The organism is Ornithinimicrobium sp. INDO-MA30-4 (assembly GCF_021535045.1).
GTDB lineage: Bacteria > Actinomycetota > Actinomycetes > Actinomycetales > Dermatophilaceae > Ornithinicoccus.
This window is the reverse complement of record NZ_CP091056.1, coordinates 978,650-995,598: the sequence shown is the minus strand read 5'-3', so window position 1 is coordinate 995,598 and position 16,949 is coordinate 978,650. Positions and strand designations below refer to the sequence as shown.

The following is a 16,949-nucleotide window of genomic DNA, read 5'->3' as shown; positions in this document are numbered from 1 at the left end:
CTGTTTCCCAGGCTTAGGTCGCCCTGGCAGTGCTGATGTCAATCAGGCTGTGCAGGGCGTCCAGGCCTTCGCTGGTCGCTTGGGTGATACGGCTGAGCGACTCGGCGGCAATGTCGCTCTGCTCGCTAATCATCTCTTCGGTGCGCTCAACAGCTCCACTGTGAATCAGGATTTCTCGACACCGCTCGACGTCGACGGCACTCAGATCGTGCTGTCCCAGCGATTTTAAGAGGAAGTCGCAGTCATCGGTGTTGGAGTGCTCAAGAGCATGCGCGATGAGCACGGTGCGTTTCCCCTCTCGCAAGTCGTCGCCCGCTGGTTTCCCAGTGCTTTCCGGGTTTCCGTATACCCCTAAGACGTCATCTCGCAACTGAAAAGCTTCGCCTAGAGCCATTCCGTAGGTAGAAAGATCAGCAATTGCTTCTGGCGGGGCACCAGCTGCCTGTGCGCCAATGAGAAGAGGGTGCTCAATGGTGTATTTGGCACTCTTGTACCGAATGACTGCCCTGGATTGGGCAATGCGTTGCTCGTAATTAAGATCTGCCCAATCGCGCATGCTGTGCAAGACATCAAGATACTGACCGGCCATAAGTTGCGTTCTCATGAGATCGAAAGTGGGTCGAGCACGGGCTAATTCGATGCTTGGCATCCCTGAGGTTGTATAAATTTCGTCGCACCAGTTGAGGCACATATCGCCCGCGAGAATGGCGGCCGCGCGACCGAAATCTTCCGGGTCGCCCTGCCACCCAGCTGCTTGGTGCTGCGCGGCGAAGGCGCGGTGAGCAGTGGGCTTGCCTCGACGCGTATCGCTTTTATCCATGACGTCGTCGTGCAAGAGGGCAGCGGCTTGAAAAACTTCAAGGGCGCTCGCGCAGGCGACGAGTTCATCTGAGTCTTCATTGTTGAACGCCCGGTATCCCCAGTAGAGAAAGCCAGCACGCAAGCGCTTGCCGCCGGCAAGCAATGAAGCGACTGCATCGACGAGATCGCTCACCTCAGGGCCGAGCTCTGCCAGCACCTCACGCTGTGCGCTGATGTGAACGTCGAGTGCTGCCTGGACCCGTTGATGCAGGTTGACGCTGGCGAGAGGGTGCGACGTGACGGCGCCCGTTGTTGGGGTGCCCTCAGTGGCAGTGGTTCGCTCAGTTGATGACACCGGATGTCCTTCTGGGTCGGCGCGGGCTTCATTGTGCAGTGCTGAGCCTACGCGGTCGTTCCGGGCCACCCCTCCTCGGCCCGGAACGATTGCGCTGGCGCACCCCGGTGGCCGTGATCTCTATGGTGCCGCAAGGCTGAAATCGAAGACGCACGTTATCCACAAGCAGTGTTTCCTGGCCTCGAGATGGCCCGACTGATGTTCGTTGAGCGCGGGTGTTGACACCCTGTCGGTGGCCTCGCGTACAGTCGAACACATGTTCGAACAAGTGTTCGACTGAGCAGTCAAGGAGGTTAATGCAATGAGTCGGCGATATGACGAGGCAGTGCAAGTCCAACTAGGCCAGGCGCAAGCTGTGGGTGGCCGTTGGCTCACCACAGGGCGTCCCCAGAGTAGTGAGATGGGTGAGATGCCAGATGAGCAGGGTCTGGTGCCGACGGCCTTTTTGTGGCGAGGAAAACTGCACTTAGTGCAAGAGGTGCTCGCTCAATGGACCCAACGACTGCCTTGGTGGCAGTCAGCATGGGAAGAAAGCGGTCAGATCGAAGTTTTAGAGCGTCAGATCTGGCGAGTTGAAGCGCGCGCCGGTCGGGAGTCCAACACTGGCATCTTTGATCTCGCCCAAGGGCAGCCTTGGCAGGTTCTGGGAGTGACTGACTGATGTCGGTGAACTGCGAGATCGAATCAGCCATACCTTCGGCAGATACCCCACCAGTGAGCTCGGTCCTAGAGCTTTTGGAACGCGCCTGGGAAGGCTTGTTAGAGGCATGCCACAGCTCCACTCCACAAGAGAGGTATGAGTTGGCGCACCTGGCTTCACTGCGTGCGGCATCCGCTCTCATAGCGGCCCGGACAACATCCTCTGGCTGGTCTAGGCCGCGCAGCGTGGGAGTTGTTGCCAGCAATAGCTCCAGAGCTAACTGAGTGGGCGATCTTCTATTCCATCTCAGGGCGTAAGCGACTGCAGTTCGGTGAGCCTGGAGCCAGCGCGATTACGAGCCGTGAGGCAGATGATCTGGTCCGGCAAAGCGAAGGGTTCTTGGAGTTAGTCAGAGCCATGCTTCACCTACCCGGCGCCTCCGCTTTGCCGAGCGGGTTGGCCGTCACCCGAAGGAGTTGAGATGGAGCAGGGGTTCCCCCACCTGCATGTTGCCTCGAGCTTTTCGCTGCGGCACGGCGCAAGCACACCAGCGGAGTTAGTGCGCCGTGCCGCCGATCTCGGTCAATCGACTTTGGCGTTGACCGACCGAGACGGGACCTATGGCGCAGTGCGCTTTGTGCAGGCGTGCCAAGAGGTGGGCATCTCACCAGTTTTGGGTGTCGATCTCGTATATGCCCACAGCGAGCAACCTCCTGGTCACCCGGGAGGCAAGCGGCCTCGGGCTCAACCAGCCAAGGGCGGGGTGGTCATGGATGATCGTCGCCCCCGGGTCACGGTGCTGGCACGTGGTCAGCAAGCAGGATTAGCACCAGGGCAGGGGTGGGCAAGAACCTGCCGGATGGTGACCAAGCCCACCTGCGCGGTGAGCGAGGTAAGCCCAGTGTGTCCCTTGATGGGCTTCGTCGGGCCGCAGCTCCAATCGACCACACCAGCCCGGTTGTCGTCATGCTCGGGCCAGATTCAGACTTTGGCCGAGCAGTGCTAGCCGGGCATCGACAACGGGCCGACTCTCTGCTGCGCGGATGGCAACGCTCATTGCCTGCCGATGCACTCGTCGTAGAGGTCGTGTGCCACGGGGGCCAATAGACACCGCCGGCAGTGTGACTCAGGCTGCTCGGATGTGGGCCTTGGCCCGCCAGGCCGGTGTTCCTGCGGTCCTTACCGCGATGGTGCGTCATGCCGCGGTTGCGCAGGCGCGTGTGGTTGATGTCCTCGATGCCGCTCGACGGATGGTGCCGTTAGCCGACCGCCATCTTGATCGGGTGACTACGGCCGGACACCTGACTTCAACAGGAGACATGGTTGCCATCGCAGAACGAGTAGCAGCGGCTTCGGGGTCTGATGCCGATGCATCCGCTTTGCTCCGCCAGACCTTTGCACTAGCTCAAGAATGCCGCTTGGACGGCCGCTCGGATCTTGGCATTGGTGCAGTCCATCTGCCTGAGCCTGAAGTCCTCGGCGCCAAAAGTGTCGGTCACGCTCAGCACATCCTGAGTCAGCGTTGTCACGATGCGCTTTCGTGGAGATACCCAACTCAAACAGCGCAAGCGCAAAAAACGGCACTGTCCCGGCTACAGGACGAGCTGGGGGTGATTGCCGGCCTGGGCTATGGCACCTACTTCCTCACTGTCGCCGCAGTGTGCGATCTCATTCGGGACAACGGTGTCCGGGTCGCTGCTCGAGGGTCGGGGGCCGGCAGTCTGGTGACCTATTTGTTAGGGATCAGCGGCGTGGACCCGTTGCGTCATGACTTATTGATGGAGCGGTTTTGCACCCCGCTGAGAGCGCAACTGCCTGACATTGATGTTGATGTGGAGTCCGCTCGACGGACTGAAATGTATGAAAAGATCCTGGACAAATTCGGCTCGGAGCGTGTCACCTGCGTTTCCATGATGGAGACCTACCGGGTTCGGCATGCGATTCGAGACGTCGCAGCAACCCTAGGAATGCCACCTGGTGAGATCGACGTCATCGCTAAAGCCTTCCCGCATATTCGAGCCAGAGACGCGCGGTTGGCGATCAACGATCTGCCAGAGTTGCGGCGGATGGGCTTTGATGCGCCACGGATGCAGACTCTTTTTGAGCTCGTGGAGAGCCTGGATGGTCTGCCGCGGCACGTCGCCTTGCACCCTGTGGAGTCATCTTGTCGAACACCGGGCTTCTGGATCGGACGCCAGTGGAGTCCAGTTGGCTGGGCTTCCCCATGAGTCAGTTCGACAAAGACGATGTCGAGGACCTCGGCCTGCTCAAGTTGGATGTTCTTGGCATCAGGATGCAGTCGGCGATGTCGCACGCTGTTCAAGAAATTAAACGAGTGGACGGAGTCAGCATCGATCTTGATGATGAGACCCAGATTCCCTTTGACGATCCAGCCACTTTCTCGCTGATTCAGTCCACGCGGACACTGGGCTGCTTCCAGATCGAGTCTCCGGGCCAGCGCGAGCTCATCGGGAAATTCGCGCCGTCCACTTTTGAGGACGTCATCATCGACATCGCTCTTTTCGCCCGGGGCCGGTTAAGTCAGACATGATTCGGCCATTTCTCAATGCCCGACAAGGGTGGAACGAGCCCGAGTATCTGCATAAGTCGCTCATCCCGGCGCTGCGGAGCACCTGCGGAGTCGTGGTCTTCCATGAGCAAGTCCTACGCATCGTGGCTGAGACCACGGGGGCGACGCTGGCTCAAGCAGATGAGGTGCGGCGGGCAATGGGCAGCAGCCAGGGCCAGATTCAGGTTGAGAAGTGGTGGCGCCAGGCTGCAGCGGATAGAGGCTATAGCGACACTGATATCAACCGCATATGGGAGGTGCTAGCGGCCTTTGCCTCCTTTGGGTTTTGCAAGGCGCATGCTGCAGCGTTTGCCCTGCCGACGTATCAGTCCGCATGGCTAAAGACGCACCACACAGCAGCCTTCCTCGCTGGCGTGCTGACTCACGATCCTGGGATGTACCCCAAACGGCTGATTCTGGATGAAGCACGCACGATGGGTGTCAGGGTCTTAGGGCTAGATGTCAACGCATCGCGCGCAGAATTCATCGTGGAGAGTCAGCCAGCTGTAGACGGCTCGGCAGAGCCTGAAGCAATAGCCGGGAGTGAAGCCAAAACTTCGGAGGCTGATGACCGGGTGGAGCGAGATATGGCGCTTATTCAAGGTCGCGCCGCCCACTACGGGATTCGACTCTCTCTTGCCGAGGTCAAAGGGATCACCGAGAGCGAGATGGCCCGCGTTATCGCTGGCCAACCCTTCCACTCGCTAGGTGACTTTTGGCATCGAGCCCAGATCAGCCGACCCGTGGCCGAGCGACTCATTGTGGCAGGGGCCTTTGACCAACTGTGTGGTGTGGGTGCGGCGGCAAGCAGAGGTTCAGGTTTAAGCCGACGCGATCTCTTGCTCCACCTCGCAGAGTTGGATCGCTGGAGCAGAAGTCACCAACGTCAGGGCCGAGGCCCGCGACGCCCCAAAACACGTTTCGCCTCGCGAAACACTGCCGGTGGCGAGGTCGCAGATTTGGCTCGAGGCCAGGCCCAAGGGCATCGGGATTGGGAGCCACAAGCTTCGGTGTCTGCGCAACTGGCACTTGATATCGGCGATCAACCCTTTGAGCAGAGGAGTAGTGGTCTGCCTGAGATGACGCCTGTTGAGCAAACCCAGGCTGAGTTGGAGGTGCTGGGGATGGATGTCACTTCGCATGTCGTCACAACGTATTGGCCGATGCTCAAAGAACTGGGTGTCACTCCAGCGGATCAACTACTGCACCATCGACAGGGTGCTGAGGTTCTCGTGGCGGGAGCCAAGGTGGCGACCCAGACACCACCAGTGCGGTCTGGTCGCCGAGTCGTCTTTCTGACAGTAGATGACGGAACTGGCCCGAGTGATTCGACCTTCTTTGAAGACGCCCAGGGCGAGTACGCCTCAACGGTCTTTCACTCCTGGCTGCTGGTGGTTCGAGGTGTGTTGCGTCGAACCGGGCCTCGTGGACGTTCTGTGCGTGCGAGCGCGGCATGGGACATGTCGCACCTCGCTCAGGTCTACGAGACCGAAGGCATCGAAGCGGTTCGAGCGTTGATGGACAGCGCCAAGAATCAGGAAAGCATCACGACTTCAACCGTTCAACAGCGCCGGGTCTTGCTCCACCCTTCGGGGTTCAAACAGTCGCCCTATGCCGACGTTGGTCCCGCGGGGTCGGGTATAAGCGAGCAAATGAGCAAACTGTGGCACTCAAGCCCCGGTAGCTCTGGTCGATGAGTGCACAGGGATGAAGAGCGAGGAAAGAACATCAAAGAAGTCCCCAGCGATGCTGGTTGCTTGATCTTGCATGTCGATATGGACGCTTTTTATGCCTCAGTGTCGTTGCTGGACCACCCCCATTTGGCCGATAAGCCCGTCATCGTTGGTGGGGGCTGGCGCAGCGTGGTCTTATCTGCGACCTATCCTGCTCGCGCGGCTGGTGTTCGATCAGGCATTCCGGTGGCGCAGGCAAAAGGCTGTGCCCGCAGGCCAGCATCATCCCCCCTGACTACGAGCAGTATTCAAGGGTCTCGGAGACAGTAATGGCCGTTTTTCGGGAAGTAACTGACCATGTCGAGCCAGTGTCAATGGAAGAGGCCTTCCTTGACGTCCGCGCTGCCCGGCGAAGGTGGGGATCCCCGACTCGTATTGGCCAATGGATCAGAGACACTATTGCCGACGAGCTGAATCTGCCCTGTTCTGTGGGTGGTGCTGGCACCAAGGTGGTGGCCAAGATGGCCTCTCGCGCAGCAAAGCCAGATGGCATTTTGATGGTGCCACCGACCGAGGTCGTCAGCTTTTGCACCCATTGCCGGTGAAGTCTCTCTGGGAGTTGGCCCGGCGACCGAGTCCGAACTGCACCGACTCGGTCTGCATACTGTCGCTGATATCGCTCATCTACCGCATTCGACTTTGGCGAGGGCGATGGGCAATGGTGCCGCTGATTACCTCAAGTCCTTGGCTTGGGGGCTGATCATGATGCGGTCAAACCGGTTAAGAGTGAGCGCAGCACGGGAGCCTCTCAGACGTTTGACTATGACATTGATGACCCGGAGCTTTGTCGCAGACAGTTGCTCCACCTCAGTGAGCGGACGGCGGGCAGAATGCGGCGCAGCAACATGCTGGGCCGCACGGTGGTTTTGACCGTACGATTCGCTGACTTCACCACCATTACCCGTTCGCGAACTCTTGCTACTCCAACCAACAGCACGAGAGAGGTTCATGCTGCAGCACAAGCAGCATTAGCGGCACTGGGTCTTCAGCGCGCTCGTGTGCGGCTCTTAGGGTGCGGGTCGAAGGTCTATCCGCGGGATCTGAAACATTGGTTCAACACCGATTGGATGAGCCGAAACACGGCTGGGCAGATGCCGAACGGGCGATGGACCGAGCAGCTTCGCGCTTCGGAGAGGGTGCCGTTCGACCAGCAAGTTTGGTCGGGCCAGACGCCTTACCGGGGCGTCACCCGGCGGCTCTTTGAGCGCAACGGGAACCCGGGGTAGTGATTCAGACGTTGACGACATATCCTGATAACTAAAGCGTCATCGATGACCACGTCGGGCGCTAGCCACTGTCGAGCCGTCCCCTGGCGGTTTGCATCGAACAACCGGGAGGTTCCCCGTGCCGCTCTCCGATCACGAGCAGCGAGTGCTTGAGCAGATGGAGCAGGCCCTCTACGCCGAGGACCCCCGATTCGCCTCAAACCTCAAAAGCACCGGGCAAGCTAAAGTCGCCCGGCGGCGTGCTGCCGTGGGCGTCGTTATTACCCTGGCTGGTCTCGGCCTTGTCGTGCTCTCCGTCGTCCTCCAACAAATCTGGATTGGCGGCCTTGGCTTCGGCGCAATGGTTCTCGGTGGCGCATGGGTTTTCGCACCAGCCCCCGAAAAGAAGCAAACTCTCGGTGCAGTGAAGCCGGATGGTTCTGTGAAGCCCGGCCCCAAGTCCTCACGCAGCAGTAAGCCCGCCAAGAAAAACACTTCGGGCGGCTTCATGCAGCGGATGGAGCAGCGTTGGGAGAAGCGTCGCGACGAGGGCAACGGCTTCTAGCCGCTCAGCGTCAACGTTCCGGCCCAGAGTGCGATCACTGCGAGGGCCGTTAGAAGTTCGATCAAGATATTGAGCCCGATCGCCTTCAACGCGTGCTTAGTAGCGTCCCAAGCATCCCGGTGGTCTCGGCGCCGAGTGCGTTGAACGAGGTAGATACCCAGCGGGAAACCGATAAAGAAGCCGACTACCGGGATAAGAATCGCGCAGATCACCCCGACGATCACCGCGACCAAAAGTGTTGAAGTTGCGACGCCGGCCGCTTTCATCCGCTTGCCAGGCAGTAAAAACTCCAGGAGCACGCCGCAGCCAATAATTGCGCTGCAGGCACCCAACAAGACCCACCCAGTCGTTGAGGATTCCGCGAAAGCCCAGACCGCCACGCCGCCCCAGACCAATAAGAGCCCCGGCAGAATCGGCAAAACGATGCCGATGAGTCCCACCAACATCATCAGCGTGCAGAGCACGGTCACGGCAACCATGCGCATCAGTCTGCCACCGATATAGGCGCGCACCCCCAGCGCAGAACAAGGAAAAGGCCCTTCCCGACAATCGGGAAGGGCCTTCACTCGTTGATGAGGGCTTGCTACTCGGCCGAAGCCTTTGAGTCAGCGAGCAGACGGTCGGACTCGTCGGTGATCTCGACGTTCTCCATGTCGCGCAACTTGTCGTTGTGCTCTCGGCCATGGTGGGCGCAGAACAACAACTGCAAGTCACCGGCAAGACGAGCGCGGACGTAGGCCTGAGCGCCGCAGCGGTCGCACCGGTCTGCAACAGTCAGTTCAGGGGCCATAGTGGTGTTCACGTCAGTGCTCCTTTCATAAAGCAAGAGGCCTTCTGTTGAAGCCTCCGCAAGTAATAACAGTCAAACACGCGACCTTAATCCCCGCCTCATTCAAAACGGCTATTCGTGTCGGTTTCTGCCAATGGCGTAACAGTGAGGCAGCATGGGGGCATGCCCGAGCCGAGCACGACTGACCTTGCCGCGTTGCTACAAGCGACCGCTGCGCAAGACCAAGACGCTTTTGCCCAGCTCTATGACCTGGTCAGTCCACGTCTGCATGGCCTTGTCATCCGCGTCTTGCGAGACGTGGCCCAGGCTGAAGAGGTGACCCAAGAGGTCTTCCTTCAGGTCTGGCGAACAGCGGAAAACTACGATCCCGAGCGTGGAAGTGCCTTGTCGTGGCTGCTAACCCTCGCCCATCGCAGGGCCATTGACCGAGTGCGTTCGGCCCAGTCGCAATCCGATCGTGACCTTGCCTACGAATCACGTGCTGACAGACCTCCACCGAACCCAACGATGGAGGAAGTAGAAGAGAAGATGGCTGCACAGGCCGTGCGTTCCGCCGTGACGGACCTCGGCCCACCGCATCAGGAGGCGCTTGAGTTGGCGTATTTCGATGGGCTAACTCACCGTGAGGTCGCTGACCGACTTGGTATCCCCCTGGGCACAGCTAAAACGCGGATCCGTGATGGGTTACGCAAACTCCGAGAGCAGATGGGAGGTCTGGGATGAAGACCCCTGAAGAGCATGTTGATGGACTCCTGGCCGCCTACGCTGTAGATGCGGTCGATGACGCTGAGCGCGTCCAGGTAGAAAGCCACCTGGCAGAGTGCGCGCCATGTCGTGAAGAACTCGCTCTGTATAGCGAGTCCGTGACCGAGTTCAGCGTTGGTTTGGACGTGGCTCCACCCCAGCACCTACGGGATCAAATTGTTGAGTCTGTAGCGCAAGAAGCGGCGGTCGTGACTCCGCTTGCTCCACGGCGGAGTCGTCGCACACAGCAATGGTTGTGGGGCGTGGCCGCTGCCGGAGTCCTGGCTGTCGGTTCGTGGGGCATCGTGGATATCCTCAACGGTGAGCCCACAAGCGTCACTGACGAGATCATCCAAGCTGATGACACCACGAAGTATTCAGTTGACTTCGAGCAGACGGCACTGACTGTCTATGTATCGCCAACGTCGGACCAAGCAGTTTTGCAGGCGCCTGATATGCCGGCGCTCGCTGAGGACGAGGTCTATCAGGCCTGGTTCGTGACCCCAGAGGGCACAGTGGTATCGGCAGGGTCATTCCCGAAGGCGAGGACGAGTTCGTCCTTGACGGTGATCCATCGCAGGCGACGGCCGTTGCGCTCACGGTAGAGCCCAACCCCGGCGTTGAGCAGCCCACAACTGACCCTGTGGCCGCGATTCCTTTCGAGGCATAGTTGGGTTCTTGACTGACAAACGAAGTGGCCCGGTCTTTCGAGACCGGGCCATTTAGCTGTTGATATGTCGGCAGTTGCCCTCCGTCGTCAGGAGACAAGGCTGCCGGGACCGTCTAAGCCTCGAGAAGTTTTGCAAAGACGACGATGTTGTCGAGGTGAGACCGCTGTACGGGGGCGTAGGCCCCTCAACAAGTCGGACTGGCTGTGGCGGGGATGACCTCGCCCAAGGGTTGCGACGGCGGCCAGGCCAATAGCTCCGGCGCCAAGTGCCAGTGCACTGAAAGCGGCAACGCCCAGCCTGAACGTTCACTTGATCAGATACAGAAATATGACCCCTCGACCTTTCGGCCGGGGGTCATATTCGTGATTGACGATTGAGCTATGAGTTCAAGACAGGACGGAATCTAGGATTCAACCAACTTCGCGAAGACGACGATGTTGTCCTCGTGGGCTCGGTCGTCGGCCGAGTAGGTTCCGCCGCAAGTAATGACTCGCAACTCGGACCCAGTGGTGTTCCCGTAGACGGCCAACGTGGGGAACTCGTCCTTGGGAAACGACGAAATGTCGTACACCTCAAAGGAAGCGGTTGAGCCGTCTTCACGGTCAACGTCGACCACGTCACCGACTTCCACAGCACCCAACTCGAAGAACACCGAAGGGGTTGAACCTGCACTGGTCACATGCCCTTCGATAACAGAGGGGCCGACTTCGCCGGGTGTGGGTGAGCCGTCATACCAAGCGGCCTGGTCATACAAGTCGCCAGAGGGCACCTCAAGCGACCCATCGTCCGCGAGCCCGAGGGCATGGAGATCAGAGGTCACGTCGATGCTGGGGATAGAGATAGAAACGGGCTCCGAGGCCGCCAGTGAGTATGCCGGGGGAGCGGGCGTGTTCACCGCGGTCACAGGCTCATCGGTCTCTGACTCACTCACGTCCTCAGTGGGTGAGGCGTCGGCTGGGGCGCTGGTAGGCGCCGGTTCGCTGCTGACCCCAGCAGTAGCGGCGGAGGCGGGAGCAGGCGGGTCCGCTTGCTGATTCATCCAGACCCAGACCACGCTGACCAACCCGATGAGTGCGATGACCGCGAAGACCGCGGGCAAGAGTCCTCGCCCGCGGCCGTTCGTGGTGGTTGTCATCTCAGGTCAGCTCGAAGCGTTCTCGCGACGACGGGTGGCTGCAATGCCGACAACACCTGCACCGAGTGCGAGAGCACCGAAGGCTGCGACGCCTGCATACTCCATGCCAGCGGTCGAGCCGCCACCGGTGGCGACACCGCCAGCGGGCATGTCCATGGTCGGGTTCAGCTCACCACAGGCAGCAGGGTCAGTTGCTTCGGAGGGCAACGAGGGGTCCAGGTCAGACTCGATGTCGCCGCCGTATTCTCCGTCGCCATCGTGGTCGACACCGTGGACGACAACGACGCCATCACCGGCTGCGATCTGGTCGGCAACTTCCTGGGACACTTCGATCGTCCGCGAGTATGTCGCGTCACCCGTGGGGAAGTTGGCAACGTCGAGGGCAGCATCCGGGCCCGTCTCGCCGGGCTCCTTGGTCAGCGAAACCTGCACACCGCCATAGGAGTCCGCTGCGTCGAGGGTGCGAATAGCACCTTCAAAGCCGGTTCCTTCCATGTTTGGGTCGGGGCAGGAGTTAGTGCCACCGATGTGGATGTGCTGGGCGTGGGGTGCATCTGCGAGAAGACCGGAGGTCTCCAGCGAGATGGTCACCTCAGTGCCGCTCACGCCGGCGTAAGCCGTGCCTGAAGCACCTGAGTCGTTCAACTGGGTCAGTTCCGCCATCAAGTCTTGCTCGTGTTCTGCCGCTGCTGGGCCAGCAAAGGCCATAGGCAAGCCGACGATAGCTGCGATAGCGAGGGGCCGAATCGTGTCTTACGCATCAAATGCTCCTAGTTGACGTGGAGACAAACCGTTGTGTCGTCTCGCTGGTCATGGAGGCATTCGGGGCGGACTCCGCTGTGGATTGGATCACAGCAAAAACTTTGAGATTGAGTGTTCTGCACGGCTGTGTCAGGGCTGAGAGTTACTCTGCTGAAGCAGGGGAAGTTCAAGCAGGGCGTCCAGTGGCGTCCGGCTCGCGTGTCAGCAAGGAGCACTCGTCATGGCCACCGATTATTCGGCCCGCCACCTCCAAGTCCTGGAGGGGCTTGAGGCTGTCCGCAAGCGGCCAGGCATGTATATCGGTTCAACCGACTCCCGCGGGCTGATGCACTGCCTGTGGGAGATCATCGACAACTCGGTTGACGAGGCCCTAGCTGGCGTGGCTGATTGCATAGACATCGTGCTCAAGGCCGACGGCGCCGTTGAGGTCAGCGACAACGGTCGCGGAGTGCCAGTAGACATCGAGCCACGCACGGGTCTGTCTGGCGTCGAGGTCGTCTTCACCAAACTGCATGCCGGTGGCAAATTCGGCGGTGGCTCCTATGCAGCGTCGGGTGGGCTACACGGTGTTGGTGCCTCAGTCGTCAACGCGCTGTCGGCTCGCCTTGACGTCGAGGTCGACCGAGCCGGCAAGACGCACTCCATGAGTTTCCGCCGTGGAGAACCCGGTGCGTTCGATGACCAGGAGGCAAAGACCCCAAGCCGATTTCGCGCCCTTCGACAAGACCTCTGAACTGCGGGTGACCGGAAAGGTCAAGCGCGGTGTGTCGGGCACTCGGGTCACCTACTGGGCAGACCCGCAGATCTTTGGCCGTGGAGCCAAGTTCTCTTACGAAGATCTCGCCAGCCGTGCTCGACAGACTTCGTTCCTGGTGCCTGGCCTACGGATCACGATTCGCGATGAGCGCGGTATCGCGGGGACGCCGGGGGCGGACGGCCCGCACGAAGAGCTTTTCGTGCACGACGGCGGGATCACCGAGTTCGTCGAATACCTAGCTAAAGATCCTGCCGTGACGGACACCTGGCGCTGGCAGGGAGCGGCATCCTTCACCGAAACTGTCCCGGTGCTAGATGACCGGGGCCACATGGTGTCCACCGACGTAGAACGCGAGTGCGTCGTCGATATTGCCGCGCGCTGGGGCACCGGCTACGACACCACCGTTCAAAGTTTCGTCAACATTATTGCTACGCCCAAGGGCGGTAGCCACATGGCAGGTTTTGAGCAAGCGCTGCTCAAGGTGTTTCGCAAGCAGATTGAGGTCAACAGTCGCAAACTGAAAGCGGGCAACGACAAGCCGGACAAGGATGACGTCCTGGCTGGGATGACGGCAGTCGTCACAGTGAGCCTTGCTGAGCCGCAGTTTGAGGGCCAGACCAAAGAGGTGCTTGGCACTGCCGCTGCCCGGCAGATTGTGGCCAAAGTTGTCGAGAAGGAGTTGACCGCGCAGCTCACCTCGGTCAAGAAGCATGACAAATCTCAGTCCAGCTTGCTGCTCGACAAAGTCGTTTCGGAGATGAAGTCCCGACTTTCTGCCCGACTTCACAAGGAGACTCAACGCCGCAAGAACGCACTTGAGTCCTCAACCCTGCCAGCTAAGTTGGCCGATTGCCGCACTACCGACACCGAGCGCTCAGAGCTATTCATCGTTGAGGGTGACAGCGCGTTGGGCACGGCCAAGCTTGCGCGGTCGAGCGAGTATCAAGCCCTGTTGCCAATTCGCGGCAAGATCCTGAACGTCCAAAAGGCCTCGGTCTCTGACATGTTGAGCAATGCCGAGTGTGCAGCAATCATTCAAGTGATTGGGGCGGGCTCTGGCCGCTCTTTCGATGTTGACCTCGCCCGCTACGGCAAGATCATCATCATGACGGACGCCGATGTGGATGGTGCCCACATTCGAACTCTCCTTTTGACGCTCTTCTTCCGGTATATGCGACCGCTCGTTGAAGCAGGCAAGGTCTATGCCGCTATGCCTCCGCTGCACCGCATTGAAGTCAATGCTTCCGGCCGTGCCAAAAAGAGATGCTCTATACGTTCACTGAGGCCGAGATGCGCAAGACCGTGGCTGCCTTCAACAAGCGTGGCCGCACGGTCAAGCAGCCAATGCAGCGGTACAAGGGCCTTGGCGAGATGGATGCAGACCAACTTGCCGAAACCACGATGGATCCGCGGTATCGAACCCTGCGGCGCGTGACGATGGCCGATGCTGCGAGGTCCGAAGAGGTTTTCGAGCTGCTCATGGGGTCCAGCGTGGCGCCTCGTAAGGAGTTCATCATCGATTCTGCTCACGACCTGGATCGTGACCGAATTGATGCCTAACTCCTGGTAGCATTACAGACGGTCCGCCCACGTGAGTCGGACCCTCATGCCCCGGGACGACCCGATCCTGGAGGCCCATCGGGCGCCAAAGAGAGCGCCTGGAGGTAGGTACCAGACACGCTCCAAAGCGTTGAGGCGAACCGACCTCGATGATTTGAGAAGCGAGCGATGCCTACATGGCACAAAGCCCGCGCGCTCTAGCGCGCCCAAGAAAGCCCGACACAGTGCTGCCCAAAGAAGCAGGCACGTGTGCAACGTCAGCAGGGTGGCAGCTCTGCTCCCTCCAATGGCGAAAAGGCTCCCCGTTGGAACGACGAGATGCGCGCCGCCCGCGGCGCAATGGCCAAGCACGTGGTCGTGCCGCTGCGTCTTGGGAAGACCGCCGCGAATCCCGACCGTCGGAGGGCCGCTCTGAGCGTTCCCCCGAGTCACGTGGCTACCGTGGCCGCGACGACAACCGTTCCGGTGGCGGCTACCAGCGTGATGACCGCTCCGGTGGCGGCTACCGTGGCCGCGACGACAACCGTTCCGGTGGCGGCTACCAGCGTGATGACCGCTCCGGTGGCGGCTACCGCGGCCGCGACGACAACCGTTCCGGTGGCGGCTACCAGCGTGATGACCGCTCTGGTGGCGGCTACCGCGGCCGCGACGACAACCGTTCCGGTGGCGGCTACCAGCGTGATGACCGCTCCGGTGGCGGCTACCGCGGCCGCGACGACAACCGCTCTGGTGGCGGCTACCAGCGTGATGACCGCTCCGGTGGCGGCTACCGCGGCCGCGACGACAACCGTTCCGGTGGCGGCTACCAGCGTGATGACCGCTCTGGTGGCGGCTACCGCGGCCGCGACGACAACCGCTCTGGTGGCGGCTACCAGCGTGATGACCGTTCCGGTGGCGGCTACCGCGGCCGCGACGATCGTCAGGGTGGCGGCTACCGCGGTCGCGATGACAACCGTGAGCAAACCCGTGGGTATGGCGAGCGCAGCTTCCGCACCCACCGTGAAGAGCGCGAGGGTCGCCCCGACCGCTACGAGCGTCCCGAGACGCGTCGTCCGTCCAACCGTGACCGCGCGTCGCACGAAGCAACACGCTATGAGCGTCCAGCCCGAACAGAACAGGCCCCAGTGAGCGCACCGACCACCACCGCAGCACCCCAGGCTGCATCATCAGTTCCGGCCGCAGGCTCGGCAGCGCCGCGTTCGCGCGGCCCCGAGGCCAAGGAAGTGACTGGCGACAACGGCTTTGCCGCACTTGGGCTGCACGCCGACCTGGTCGCAGCGCTGGCACGTCAGGGCATCACCGACCCGTTCCCGATTCAGGCTGCCACCATCCCGGATGCTCTCGCTGGCCGTGACCTTCTGGGTCGTGGACAGACGGGCTCGGCAAGACGATGGCCTTCGGCCTTCCGACACTGCACCGTTTGGCCGAGATGCCTCGGGCAACGCCGCACCGCCCGCACGCCATCATCTTGACGCCGACTCGCGAACTGGCCAACCAGATCTACGACGCCTTGCGCCCCTGATGTCGGCATTGAAGCTGCGTCAGCAGTTGATTGCTGGCGGCATGTCCTACACGCCGCAGCTGCGCTCCCTTGAGGAGGGCGTTGACGTCCTCGTTGCCACGCCAGGCCGTTTGTCCGACCTGATTGAGCGTCGTTCGGCTGACTTGTCCAAGGTCGCTGTGACGATTCTGGATGAGGCAGACCACATGGCCGAGATGGGCTTCGTTGAGGCAATTTCGGAAATCCTGGACCTGACGCCGGACAACGGACAGCGCTTGTTGTTCTCCGCCACCTTGGACCACGGTGTCGACAAGGTCGCCAAGAAGTACTTGACCGACCCGATCACCCACTCGACCAACGATGCTCAGGCAAGCGTGTCGACGATGGATCACCACGTCTTCTTGGTGCACCCGCACGACAAGAAGTCGGTGACTGCAGCTATCGCCAACCGCGAAGGCCGCACCGTCGTCTTCGTTCGCACCAAGCTCGGCGCAGACCGCGTGGCTCTGCAGTTGCGTGAGTCGGGCGTCTTCGCGGCGGCCCTGCACGGTGGCCTGAACCAGGCACAGCGCACCCGCGTTCTTGAAGGCTTCAAGAGCAGTGAGATCCCGGTCCTCGTCGCGACCGATGTTGCCGCTCGCGGTATCCACGTTGACGATGTCAGCCTGGTGCTGCAGGCTGACCCGCCGGCAGACCACAAGGACTACCTGCACCGCTCTGGCCGTACCGCTCGTGCAGGCTCCGACGGCGTTGTTGTGACCTTGGCGCTGCCGCACCAGAAGCGTCAGGTCCAGCGCATGTTGGACTCCGCCGGTGTCGATGCCTCGCCGATGAACGTGAATCCCGAGGATGAGGCAGTCATTAGCACTGCAGGTGGCCGGACCCCGACCGCCGAGCCGATCCCGCAGTCGCGTCTTGACGATGTCCTTCGTCCCCCTCGCCGTGGCCGTCCAGGTGGACGCCCGGGTGGCGGTGGCTACCGTGGACGCAACGGTGGCGGAGACCGCGGAGGACGCTCGGGTGGCGGCTACCGTGGCCGAGAGAACTCTGGCGGGCGTGGCGGCGACCGTGGCGGACGCCCACCACGTGGGGCAGATCGCTCCAGGTGAGGTAGTCCGAGGAACGAGTGAGCGCTGACCGTGCCACGATGAGGTGCAGTCG

The 16,949-nt window shown here is 60.9% G+C and carries 15 protein-coding genes and 4 pseudogenes; 14 read left to right on the top strand and 5 right to left on the bottom strand.

Going from position 1 to position 16,949, the window contains the following annotated elements:
* Positions 1–13: 13 nt before the first annotated feature.
* Positions 14–1,156: a polyprenyl synthetase family protein gene (locus tag L0A91_RS05830; protein ID WP_235246201.1), complete on the bottom strand. Its 1,143-nt coding sequence runs from the start codon at positions 1,154–1,156 to the stop codon at positions 14–16.
* A gap of 301 nt (positions 1,157–1,457) precedes the next feature.
* On the opposite strand from L0A91_RS05830, the gene L0A91_RS05825 reads away from it, so the two are divergent.
* The 8 genes and pseudogenes from L0A91_RS05825 to L0A91_RS05790 all read left to right on the top strand — a co-directional run bounded on the left by L0A91_RS05825 (position 1,458) and on the right by L0A91_RS05790 (position 7,868).
* Positions 1,458–1,817 (top strand): DUF6504 family protein, encoded by a 360-nt coding sequence (locus L0A91_RS05825; protein WP_235246200.1) that lies wholly within the window; start codon positions 1,458–1,460, stop codon positions 1,815–1,817.
* Positions 1,817–2,276 (top strand): annotated as a pseudogene (locus L0A91_RS19640) (SAV_6107 family HEPN domain-containing protein). Before L0A91_RS05825 ends, L0A91_RS19640 begins: the two are co-directional and overlap by 1 nt.
* A 1-nt stretch (position 2,277) precedes the next feature.
* Positions 2,278–2,802: a PHP domain-containing protein gene (locus L0A91_RS18555; RefSeq protein ID WP_311198054.1), complete on the top strand. Its 525-nt coding sequence runs from the start codon at positions 2,278–2,280 to the stop codon at positions 2,800–2,802.
* Positions 2,803–2,839: 37 nt separating this feature from the next.
* A pseudogene (locus L0A91_RS18550) lies at positions 2,840–4,484 on the top strand (hypothetical protein); the annotation flags it as partial.
* Positions 4,485–4,523: 39 nt separating this feature from the next.
* Complete coding sequence (locus L0A91_RS18540) at positions 4,524–6,062, top strand: hypothetical protein (RefSeq protein WP_397333853.1); 1,539 nt, start codon at positions 4,524–4,526, stop codon at positions 6,060–6,062.
* A 78-nt stretch (positions 6,063–6,140) separates the two neighbouring features.
* Positions 6,141–6,643: pseudogene (locus L0A91_RS05800) on the top strand (hypothetical protein).
* A 144-nt stretch (positions 6,644–6,787) separates the two neighbouring features.
* The gene (locus L0A91_RS05795) at positions 6,788–7,324 is read left to right on the top strand and encodes a hypothetical protein (RefSeq protein ID WP_235246196.1); all 537 of its coding nucleotides are present in this window, start codon (positions 6,788–6,790) and stop codon (positions 7,322–7,324) included.
* 118 nt (positions 7,325–7,442) lie between these two features.
* Positions 7,443–7,868, top strand: a complete 426-nt coding sequence (locus L0A91_RS05790; RefSeq protein ID WP_235246195.1) for a DUF3040 domain-containing protein — start codon at positions 7,443–7,445, stop codon at positions 7,866–7,868.
* Here the strand turns inward: L0A91_RS05790 and L0A91_RS05785 are convergent.
* Entirely contained in the window at positions 7,865–8,353 is a 489-nt protein-coding gene (locus L0A91_RS05785; RefSeq protein WP_235246194.1) for a DUF456 domain-containing protein, read from the bottom strand. The two genes, L0A91_RS05790 and L0A91_RS05785, sit on opposite strands and share 4 nt — an antisense overlap.
* A gap of 98 nt (positions 8,354–8,451) precedes the next feature.
* Positions 8,452–8,670 (bottom strand): hypothetical protein, encoded by a 219-nt coding sequence (locus L0A91_RS05780; protein ID WP_235246193.1) that lies wholly within the window; start codon positions 8,668–8,670, stop codon positions 8,452–8,454.
* A gap of 150 nt (positions 8,671–8,820) precedes the next feature.
* On the opposite strand from L0A91_RS05780, the gene sigK reads away from it, so the two are divergent.
* Positions 8,821–9,381 (top strand): ECF RNA polymerase sigma factor SigK, encoded by a 561-nt coding sequence (sigK, locus tag L0A91_RS05775; protein ID WP_235246192.1) that lies wholly within the window; start codon positions 8,821–8,823, stop codon positions 9,379–9,381.
* The gene (locus tag L0A91_RS05770) at positions 9,378–10,007 is read left to right on the top strand and encodes an anti-sigma factor domain-containing protein (protein ID WP_235246191.1); all 630 of its coding nucleotides are present in this window, start codon (positions 9,378–9,380) and stop codon (positions 10,005–10,007) included. The genes sigK and L0A91_RS05770 overlap by 4 nt, the downstream gene beginning before the upstream one ends.
* A 469-nt stretch (positions 10,008–10,476) precedes the next feature.
* Here the strand turns inward: L0A91_RS05770 and L0A91_RS05765 are convergent, their stop codons facing one another.
* Both L0A91_RS05765 and L0A91_RS05760 read right to left on the bottom strand, forming a co-directional pair.
* Positions 10,477–11,208: a class F sortase gene (locus L0A91_RS05765; protein ID WP_235246190.1), complete on the bottom strand. Its 732-nt coding sequence runs from the start codon at positions 11,206–11,208 to the stop codon at positions 10,477–10,479.
* 6 nt (positions 11,209–11,214) lie between these two features.
* A complete protein-coding gene (locus L0A91_RS05760) occupies positions 11,215–11,916 on the bottom strand; it encodes a CHRD domain-containing protein (RefSeq protein WP_235246189.1) in 702 nt (233 codons plus the stop codon).
* 274 nt (positions 11,917–12,190) lie between these two features.
* On the opposite strand from L0A91_RS05760, the pseudogene L0A91_RS05755 reads away from it, so the two are divergent.
* The 4 genes and pseudogenes from L0A91_RS05755 (at position 12,191) to L0A91_RS05740 (ending at position 16,897) form a co-directional block, all read left to right on the top strand.
* Positions 12,191–14,287: pseudogene (locus L0A91_RS05755) on the top strand (type IIA DNA topoisomerase subunit B).
* Between the two features lie 305 nt (positions 14,288–14,592).
* Positions 14,593–15,759: a DEAD/DEAH box helicase gene (locus L0A91_RS05750; protein ID WP_235246188.1), complete on the top strand. Its 1,167-nt coding sequence runs from the start codon at positions 14,593–14,595 to the stop codon at positions 15,757–15,759.
* Positions 15,717–15,809, top strand: coding sequence for a hypothetical protein (locus L0A91_RS05745; RefSeq protein WP_235246187.1), 93 nt, complete (start codon positions 15,717–15,719; stop codon positions 15,807–15,809). The genes L0A91_RS05750 and L0A91_RS05745 overlap by 43 nt, the downstream gene beginning before the upstream one ends.
* Positions 15,809–16,897 (top strand): DEAD/DEAH box helicase, encoded by a 1,089-nt coding sequence (locus L0A91_RS05740; protein ID WP_235246186.1) that lies wholly within the window; start codon positions 15,809–15,811, stop codon positions 16,895–16,897. Before L0A91_RS05745 ends, L0A91_RS05740 begins: the two co-directional genes overlap by 1 nt.
* Positions 16,898–16,949: the final 52 nt, after the last annotated feature.

Bases quoted from the DNA above. Each gene is read 5' to 3' on its own strand.
- L0A91_RS05745 (WP_235246187.1), top strand. From the start codon at position 15,717: ATGCCTCGGGCAACGCCGCACCGCCCGCACGCCATCATCTTGACGCCG.
- L0A91_RS05760 (WP_235246189.1), bottom strand. From the start codon at position 11,916: ATGGCCTTTGCTGGCCCAGCAGCGGCAGAACACGAGCAAGACTTGATG.
- L0A91_RS18555 (WP_311198054.1), top strand. From the start codon at position 2,278: ATGGAGCAGGGGTTCCCCCACCTGCATGTTGCCTCGAGCTTTTCGCTG.
- L0A91_RS18540 (WP_397333853.1), top strand. From the start codon at position 4,524: ATGGGCAGCAGCCAGGGCCAGATTCAGGTTGAGAAGTGGTGGCGCCAG.
- L0A91_RS05740 (WP_235246186.1), top strand. From the start codon at position 15,809: ATGTCGGCATTGAAGCTGCGTCAGCAGTTGATTGCTGGCGGCATGTCC.
- L0A91_RS05785 (WP_235246194.1), bottom strand. From the start codon at position 8,353: ATGCGCATGGTTGCCGTGACCGTGCTCTGCACGCTGATGATGTTGGTG.
- L0A91_RS05825 (WP_235246200.1), top strand. From the start codon at position 1,458: ATGAGTCGGCGATATGACGAGGCAGTGCAAGTCCAACTAGGCCAGGCG.
- sigK (WP_235246192.1), top strand. From the start codon at position 8,821: ATGCCCGAGCCGAGCACGACTGACCTTGCCGCGTTGCTACAAGCGACC.
- L0A91_RS05765 (WP_235246190.1), bottom strand. From the start codon at position 11,208: ATGACAACCACCACGAACGGCCGCGGGCGAGGACTCTTGCCCGCGGTC.
- L0A91_RS05770 (WP_235246191.1), top strand. From the start codon at position 9,378: ATGAAGACCCCTGAAGAGCATGTTGATGGACTCCTGGCCGCCTACGCT.